Source organism: Blastococcus sp. CT_GayMR20 (assembly GCF_004570345.1).
Map to the genome: position 1 here is coordinate 1 of NZ_SPQM01000185.1, position 7,619 is coordinate 7,619.

Genomic DNA, 7,619 nt, shown 5'->3' on the forward strand with positions numbered 1-7,619 from the left:
CTCGAGCGCCGTCGGCCTGGGCGTGGAGCGGGCGTCGGAGACCCCCGGGGCCCTCATCGCCGCCGCGCTCACCGAACTGGCCGAGCGGCCGGTCCGCCTGGTCCGCCTGGCCGTCTCGGGCGCGAAGTCCGTGGACCTCGACGAGCAGGTCGACCGGGCACTCACCGAGCAACCCGACGTCGCACTGATCATGATCGGCGCGAACGACGTCACCAGCCGCATCCGGCCGGCGGTCTCGGTCCGGCACCTCGCCGACGCCGTCCGCCGGCTCACCGAGGCCGGCGCCGAGGTGGTCGTCGGCACCTGCCCGGACCTCGGCACCATCCGCCCGATCGCCCAGCCGCTGCGGACCCTGGCCCGCCGCTGGAGCCGGCAGATGGCCGCCGCGCAGACGATCGCCGTGGTCGAGGCCGGCGGGCGCACCGTCTCCCTCGGCTCGGTCCTCGGTCCGGCGTTCGCCTCGGACCGGGACATGTTCAGCGTCGACGAGTTCCACCCGAGCGCCGTCGGCTACGCACAGGCCGCCGCCGTCCTGCTCCCGTCGGTCGCCGACGCCGTCGGCGTCTGGCCCGCCTCGGCCGACCGCGGTCGCCGGCCGATCCGTCGCGGCACCGTGAAGCCGGTCGCCCAGGCCGCCGCCCGGGCCGCCAGCCGGACGGGTACCGAGGTCCAGCCGGCCGAGGTCCGTGGCTCCGACACCGGACCACGCGGACCGTGGGCCCTGCTGCGCCGCCGCCGGCCACCGGAGATCCCCACGCCCGAGGAGGCCGAGGAGGCCGCGGAGGCGCAGGTCGTGGGCTGAACGGCCGCCGGCCGCGGGCAGGCGGCGTCGGGAGCGTTACCGCGGGGTAGTTTCGGGGATGACCCGACGTCCGGCGATCCGCGCCCGGACCCGCCTCATCGTGGAGGACCCATGCCCGAAGCCGTCATCGTCGCCACCGCGCGCTCCCCCATCGGCCGCGCCTTCAAGGGGTCGCTCAAGGACCTCCGCCCCGACGACCTGACCGCCACCATCGTCCGCGCCGCCCTGGACAAGGTGCCCGAGCTCGACCCGGCCGACATCGACGACCTGATGCTCGGCTGCGGCCTCCCCGGCGGGGAGCAGGGCCACAACATGGGCCGCGTCGTCGCCACCCTGCTCGGCATGGACCACCTGCCCGGGACGACGATCACCCGGTACTGCTCCTCGTCGCTGCAGACCACCCGCATGGCCATGCACGCCATCAAGGCCGGCGAGGGCGACGTCTTCATCTCCGCCGGCGTGGAGATGGTGTCCCGGTTCGTGAAGGGCAACAGCGACTCGCTGCCCGACACCCAGAACCCGGTCTTCACCGACGCGCAGACCCGGACCGCCAAGGTGGCCGAGAGCGGCGCCGACTCGTGGACCGACCCACGGGAGAACGGCGACGTCCCCGACATCTACATCGCCATGGGCCAGACGGCGGAGAACCTGGCGCTGCTCAAGGACGTCTCCCGCCAGGAGATGGACGAGTTCGCCGTCCGCAGCCAGAACCTCGCCGAGAAGGCCATCAACGAGGGCTTCTGGGCGCGGGAGATCACCCCGGTCACGACGCCGGACGGCACCGTGGTCAGCAAGGACGACGGCCCGCGCGCCGGCACCACCCTCGAGGCCATCTCGCAGCTCAAGCCGGTCTTCCGCCCCGACGGCCGGGCGACGGCGGGCAACGCGTGCCCCCTCAACGACGGCGCGGCCGCAGTGATCGTCATGAGCGACACGAAGGCCCGCGAGCTCGGCCTGACCCCACTCGCGCGGATCGTCTCCACCGCGGTCACCGGCCTCTCGCCGGAGATCATGGGCTACGGCCCGGTCGACGCCTCCAGCCTCGCCCTCGAGCGCGCCGGCATGAGCATCGGCGACATCGACCTGGTCGAGATCAACGAGGCCTTCGCCGCGCAGGTCATCCCGAGCTACCGCGATCTGGGCATCGACATCGACCGGCTGAACGTGCACGGCGGCGCGATCGCCGTCGGGCACCCCTTCGGCATGACCGGCGCGCGGATCACCGGCACGCTCATCAACGGGCTCCAGACCCGGGACAAGACGTTCGGCCTGGAGACGATGTGCGTCGGCGGCGGCATGGGCATGGCGATGGTGCTGGAGCGCCTCTCCTAGGAGCCCTGGACGAAGGCAGGACTGGACGACGAAGGCCCGGCCCCCTCGCGGGGACCGGGCCTTCGTTCACGGCCCCGTCCCGGGTCCCGCCCTGAGCGTGCGAAGGGCGGGGAGGACGGGGTCCTTTCTCAGTCGCTGCTCTGCAGGTAGGACAGCAGGCGCAGGATCTCCAGGTACAGCCAGATGACGGTCACGAGGAGACCGAAGGCGATGTACCAGGCGAACTTCGCCGGGGCGCCGCGGCGGATCGCCTCGTCGGCCATGTCGAAGTCGAGCAGCAGCGAGAACGCCGCCACACCGATCACGACGAGGCTGAAGACGATGGCGAGCGGGCCGCCGTCGCGCAGACCCAGGCCGCCGGGGGTGAAGAAGCTCGCGATCAGGTTGACCAGAACGAGCGCCAGCACGCCGAACAGTGCGCCGACGATCCAGCGGGTCAGCTTCGGGGTCACCCGGATGGCGCCGGTCTTGTAGACCACCAGCATGCCGAAGAAGACACCGAAGGTGCCGATCACCGCCTGCGTGACGATGTTGCCGCCCCAGTTGGCGGCGTAGAACTCACTGATCGCGCCGACGAGGACGCCCTCGACGGCCGCGTAGGCGAGCGTGGCCGCCGGGTTGGCGATCTGCTTGAACGCGATCACCAGGCCGAGCACGAGGCCGACGATGAGCGCCGGGACGAGCAGGGCGATGGCCATCGTGTCCGGCACGATCGCCCAGGTCGCCGCCGCGGCCAGGACGGTCACCAGGAAGGTGAGGCCCGTCTTGACGACGACGTCGTCCATCGTGAGGTAACGCGTGGTCGTCGCCGAGTACGGCGACGGGGCGGCATAGGGGTCGTGCTGGGCGGGCGCGCCGTACTGCGGCTGGGGCGTACCCCATCCGGCGTACTGCTGCTGGCCGTTGCCGGCACCGCTCAATCCCCGGAACGCCGGGTTGCTGCTGGGCATCGTCATCTCCCTGAGGTGACTGGTCGGGCCGTGGAGTCCACGGTGCTGCACTCCACTCGGTCAGGTCAACGCCCTGGGCCTCTCGGACGTTCCGGCGTGTCGCAGAGTTCCCCCGGGCGGGTGCCGCAGATCACCGAGCGTGCCCCCGGTCGGGATCGAACCGACACTCGGACCCTTTTAAGGGGCCTGCCTCTGCCGATTGGGCTACGGGGGCGTTCCTGCGCACGCTAGCGGGGGAACGGCGCCGGTGACGGGTGCCCGCACGGTGTCCCGGTCCGCCCGCGACCGGAAGGCACCCGAGCACCCGTTCCCGCGGCGCTGGACGGCACGCTCCCGGCCGCGCTCGCCCTCGCCTCCCCGTCGGCGGGGACGGCGCTGGCGTCGAGGCCGCGGTGAACGCGCTCGGGGCGGCGCGCGCAGCCCGGTGCGCCGGCGGTCAGGCGGACTCGGCCCTGGCCGACGGCGCCGCAGCCTGAGCCGGGGGCAGCTGTCCTGCCCGCCCCGTGTTCGCGGCGAACACGAACTCGCGGCGGGGATCCTGCAGCTGGCCGAGGGAGATGACCTCGCGGCGGAAGACGGACGCGAGCGTCCAGTCGGCGATGACCCGCGCCTTCCGGTTGAACGTCGGTACCCGGCTCACGTGGTACGTCCGGTGCATGAACCAGGCCGGCCAGCCCTTGAGCTTCACGCCGTAGACCTGGGCGACGCCCTTGTGCAGCCCGAGGCTGGCGACGGATCCCACGTACTTGTGCCGGTAGAGGGCAGGCTCCTGACCGGCGAGCACGGCCACGATGTTGTCGGCCAGCCGCCTGGCCTGCCGGACGGCGTGCTGCGCGTTGGGGGCCGTGGTGGCTCCCGGCTCGTCCTTGGTGAGGTCCGGGACGGCGGCCAGGTCACCGGCAGCCCAGGCGTCGGGCATCCCGCGCACCTGCAGGGTCGCCTCGCACTCGACGCGGCCGCGGCCGTCGACCGGTAGGTCGGTGGCGGCGAGCACCGGGTTCGGCTTCGTCCCGGCCGTCCACACCAGCGTCTCGGTCGGGAACTCCTCGCCGTCGCTGAGCCGCACGACTCCGGCGTCGGAGATCGACTCGAGCCGGGTGTTGAGCCGGATGTCCATCCCGCGGGCGGTGAGCTGGCGCACCGTCCAGGCGCCCATGTCGAGGTCGACCTCGGGGAGGATCCGCCCCATCGCCTCGACGAGGACCCACCGCATGTCGGCCGGCGACAGCCGCGGGTAGTAGTGCTCGATCGCGTAGCGGGCCATGTCCTCGAGCTCGGCGAACGCCTCGATGCCGGCGTAGCCACCGCCGACGAACACGAACGTCAGCGCCCGCGAACGCACCTCCGGGTCGTCGGTGGAGCTGGCCGCGTCGAGGCGGGCGAGGACGTGGTTGCGCAGGTAGATCGCCTCGCCCACGTTCTTGAAGCCGATGCCGTGCTCGGCCAGACCCGGGATGGGCAGCGTGCGGGCCACCGAGCCCGCCGCCATGACGAGCACGTCGTAGGAGAGCTCGAAGACCTTGCCCTCGACCGGGGCGATGCGCGCGCGCTTCTGCGCGTGCGTCAGGCCGATGAGCGCGCCGGTGATCACCCGGCAGCGGTTCAGCGTGCGCCGCAGCGGGACGACCACGTGACGCGGCTCCACCGATCCGGCCGCCGCTTCGGGCAGGAACGGCTGGTAGGTCATGTGCGGCTGCGGATCGACGACGACGATCTCCGCGCGTCCGCGAGACAGCTTCTTCTGCAGCCGCAGCGCGGTGTAGAGACCGACGTAGCCACCCCCGACGACGAGGATGACCGGACGGGAGGACTCCGGGAAGCGGGTTCCGGGCTGAGCCATGCGCCAGAGCCTAGGCCCGTCCACGGCCTCCGACGCGGTGAGGATCAGCGGCCTGCGAGGTCGGTCGCCCGGGTCAGCACGGCGTCGAGCATCGGCTCGGTGAGCCGGCCGGTGAAGGTGTTCTGCTGGCTGACGTGGTAGCTGCCGAGCAGGGTCAACGGCCCGCGCGGACCGGCCAGCTCGACCTCCACGCCGTGCCCGAACGCGGGGCGGGGCCGCGGCAGGACGTAGCCGGCGCCGGCCAGGACCGGCCACAGCGCCGTCCAGCCGAACCCACCGAGGACGACGACGACGCGAAGCTCCGGCAGCAGGGCCAGCTCCCGCGCCAGCCACGGTGAGCACGTGTCCCGCTCCTCGGGGGTCGGCGCGTTGTCCGGCGGTGCGCAGCGGACGGCGGCGGCGACGCGCACCCCGGTCAGCTCGAGGCCGTCGCCGATGTGGGTGGACGTCGGCTGGCTGGCGAGGCCGGCCCGCCAGAGCGCGGCGAAGATCCAGTCCCCGCTGCGGTCACCGGTGAAGACCCGGCCGGTCCGGTTGCCGCCGTGCGCGGCGGGTGCCAGGCCGACGACCGCGATGCGGGCGTCGGCGGGGCCGAGCCCGGGAACGGGCCGGCCCCAGTAGTCCTCGTCGCGGAAGGACGCGCGCTTGACCCGGGCGACCTCCTCCCGCCACGCGACCAGCCGCGGGCAGGCGTAGCAGCCGGACACCCGGGCGTCGAGGACGGCGAGGTCGCGGACCCCGGCCGCCGACCGCACGACCCCGGCGCGGGTTCGCGTGACGGGGAACCCGCCCGCGTCCAGGGCCACCGGCTTCAGCCCCGGGCGAGCCGCAGCGCGATGCCGTCGAGGATGTCGTGCTCGCTCACCACGACCTCGTCCCGGCCGAACTCGTCCATCAGCACTCGCAGGATGAGTGCCCCGGCGCCGATGACGTCCACCCGGCCGGGATGCATCACGGGCATGGCAGCCCGCCGCTCGCGGGTCGCCGCCAGCAGGTCGGCGGCCACCGCGCGCACCTGGTCGGCCGGGATGCGGGAGCCGTGGATGGCGTCGGCGTCGTAGGCGGGCAGGCCGAGCGCGATGGCGGCCACGGTGGTCACCGTCCCGGCGACGCCGACCAGGCTGGCCGCCTCGCCGACCGGGACCTCCGCGGTGACCTCGACCAGCGCCGCCCGGACGTCGTCCTCGGCCCGGCGGACCTGCTCCGCCGTCGGCGGGTCGTCGTGCAGGTGGCGCTCGGTCAGCCGCACGCAGCCGATGTCGACCGAGCGCGCCGCGCGGACCCACGCGTCGCCCAGGACGAACTCGGTGGATCCTCCGCCGATGTCGACGACCAGGAACGGCGCGGCCGGTGCGGCGGTGCCGTGGGCCGCGGCAGCCGAGTCCAACGATGCCGTGGCGCCCACGAAGGAGAGCTCGGCCTCCTCGGTGCCGGGCACGACGTCGGGCCCGTGGCCGAGGACCGCCGCCACCATGCCCTCGAACTCGGCCCGGTTCGTGGCGTCCCGGGTGGCGCTGGTGGCCACCATCCTGACCGCGGTCGCGCCGAGATCGCGCGCCTCGGCGGCGTACTCGACCAGGACCTTGCGGGTGCGCTCGATGGCCTCCGGCGCCAGCCGTCCGCTGGCGTCGACGCCCTGGCCGAGCCGCACGACCTCCATCCGGCGGTGCAGGTCGGTGTGCGCCCCGTCGGCCGGGACGTCGGCGACCAGTAGCCGGATGGAGTTGGTGCCGCAGTCGATGGCCGCCACCCGCGTCACGGTGTGCCCTCCGGCGCCGGCTGCGCGCACGGCCCGGCGGCCCACCACTCCCCCATCTCGGCGACCGCGCGGTCACCGATCGGGTTCACCCCCGGGCCGGCGGCGAGCGCATGCCCGGCCAGCGCGTGCAGGCACTTGACGCGGTCGGGCATCCCGCCGGCGGTCATCCGGGTGGGCAGCACGTCCCGGGCGTCGCGGGTCGCCAGGTACGCCTCGTGGGCGGCCTGGTAGCCGGCCGCGAGGTCCGGGTCGGTGCCCAGCTCGTCCTGCCACTCGCGCATCCGGCCGGCCGACTCGAGCCGGCTCGCGGCGGCGGTCGCACGCGGGCAGGTCAGGTAGTACAGCGTCGGGAACGGGGTGCCGTCCTCGAGGCGCGGGGAGGTCTCGACGACGTCGGGCTGGCCGCACGGGCAGCGGTGGGCGACCGCGACGAGGGCACGCGGCGGACGGCCGAGCTGACGGGCGATGATCGCGCGCTCGTCGTCGGTGACAGGCTCGGTCACTCGCGCGGGTCGCCGTCGGCGTCGGACAGCGACTCCATCAGGCCCTCGTACCAGGTCGACGGCTCCGGATCGGCGTCCTCGGCCGGCGTCGCCGCACCCCCCTCCACCGTCTCCCCGTCGACCACGACGACGAGCCGGTCACCGGGCAGGACGTAGGTGAGCCGCTCGCGCGCCTGGCGCTCGGCGTAGGTGGGGTCGGCCTGCCGCTCCAGCTGCTCCTGGAGCTCCTCGGCCCGCTTGTCCAGCTCTCGCCCCTCGGCGGCGAGCTGGACGAGCTCCGCGCGACCGGCCAGGTACTGCCGCACCGGCCCGGCCAGGGTGAGCGCCAGCAGCAGGACCAGCGCCCCGAGCAGGACCGCCCGGCCGGTGAACAGCGGCCGCCGGCGGGCCGCCGCGCCGGTGGCCGTGCGTGCCGTGCGGCGGCCGGCCCGCC

Annotated in this window: 8 protein-coding genes and 1 tRNA gene; 2 read left to right on the plus strand and 7 right to left on the minus strand. The window is 74.0% G+C overall.

Features of this window, described 5'->3' with window-relative positions; all coding sequences use genetic code 11:
• The coding region (locus E4P40_RS24690) for an SGNH/GDSL hydrolase family protein (protein ID WP_135160994.1) at positions 1 to 802 on the plus strand (802 nt) is incomplete at its 5' end.
• Between the two features lie 111 nt (positions 803 to 913).
• A complete protein-coding gene (locus E4P40_RS24695) occupies positions 914 to 2,134 on the plus strand; it encodes an acetyl-CoA C-acetyltransferase (RefSeq protein WP_135160995.1) in 1,221 nt (406 codons plus the stop codon).
• Positions 2,135 to 2,262: 128 nt separating this feature from the next.
• Here E4P40_RS24695 and E4P40_RS24700 read toward each other — a convergent pair whose 3' ends face one another.
• The 7 genes from E4P40_RS24700 to E4P40_RS24730 form a co-directional block, all read right to left on the minus strand.
• A complete protein-coding gene (locus tag E4P40_RS24700; protein ID WP_135160996.1) occupies positions 2,263 to 3,084 on the minus strand; it encodes a Bax inhibitor-1/YccA family protein in 822 nt (273 codons plus the stop codon).
• Positions 3,085 to 3,224: 140 nt separating this feature from the next.
• Positions 3,225 to 3,298 (minus strand) — tRNA-Leu (locus E4P40_RS24705).
• 222 nt (positions 3,299 to 3,520) lie between these two features.
• Positions 3,521 to 4,924, minus strand: a complete 1,404-nt coding sequence (locus tag E4P40_RS24710; RefSeq protein ID WP_135160997.1) for an NAD(P)/FAD-dependent oxidoreductase — start codon at positions 4,922 to 4,924, stop codon at positions 3,521 to 3,523.
• A gap of 44 nt (positions 4,925 to 4,968) precedes the next feature.
• Entirely contained in the window at positions 4,969 to 5,730 is a 762-nt protein-coding gene (locus tag E4P40_RS24715; protein WP_209305505.1) for a uracil-DNA glycosylase, read from the minus strand.
• Between the two features lie 5 nt (positions 5,731 to 5,735).
• Complete coding sequence (locus E4P40_RS24720; protein WP_280790643.1) at positions 5,736 to 6,674, minus strand: Ppx/GppA phosphatase family protein; 939 nt, start codon at positions 6,672 to 6,674, stop codon at positions 5,736 to 5,738.
• Between the two features lie 5 nt (positions 6,675 to 6,679).
• Positions 6,680 to 7,186 carry a DUF501 domain-containing protein gene (locus E4P40_RS24725; protein WP_135160999.1) on the minus strand — a complete coding sequence of 169 codons (507 nt, stop codon included), beginning with the start codon at positions 7,184 to 7,186 and terminating at the stop codon, positions 6,680 to 6,682.
• Positions 7,183 to 7,619: septum formation initiator family protein (locus tag E4P40_RS24730; protein WP_135161000.1), on the minus strand; the 437-nt coding region annotated here is incomplete at its 5' end. The genes E4P40_RS24725 and E4P40_RS24730, both read right to left, overlap by 4 nt.

What these genes read in the sequence shown, in the direction of transcription:
- E4P40_RS24695 (WP_135160995.1), top strand. Translation starts at nt 914, where the DNA reads ATGCCCGAAGCCGTCATCGTCGCCACCGCGCGCTCCCCCATCGGCCGC.
- E4P40_RS24700 (WP_135160996.1), bottom strand. Translation starts at nt 3,084, where the DNA reads ATGCCCAGCAGCAACCCGGCGTTCCGGGGATTGAGCGGTGCCGGCAAC.
- E4P40_RS24710 (WP_135160997.1), bottom strand. Translation starts at nt 4,924, where the DNA reads ATGGCTCAGCCCGGAACCCGCTTCCCGGAGTCCTCCCGTCCGGTCATC.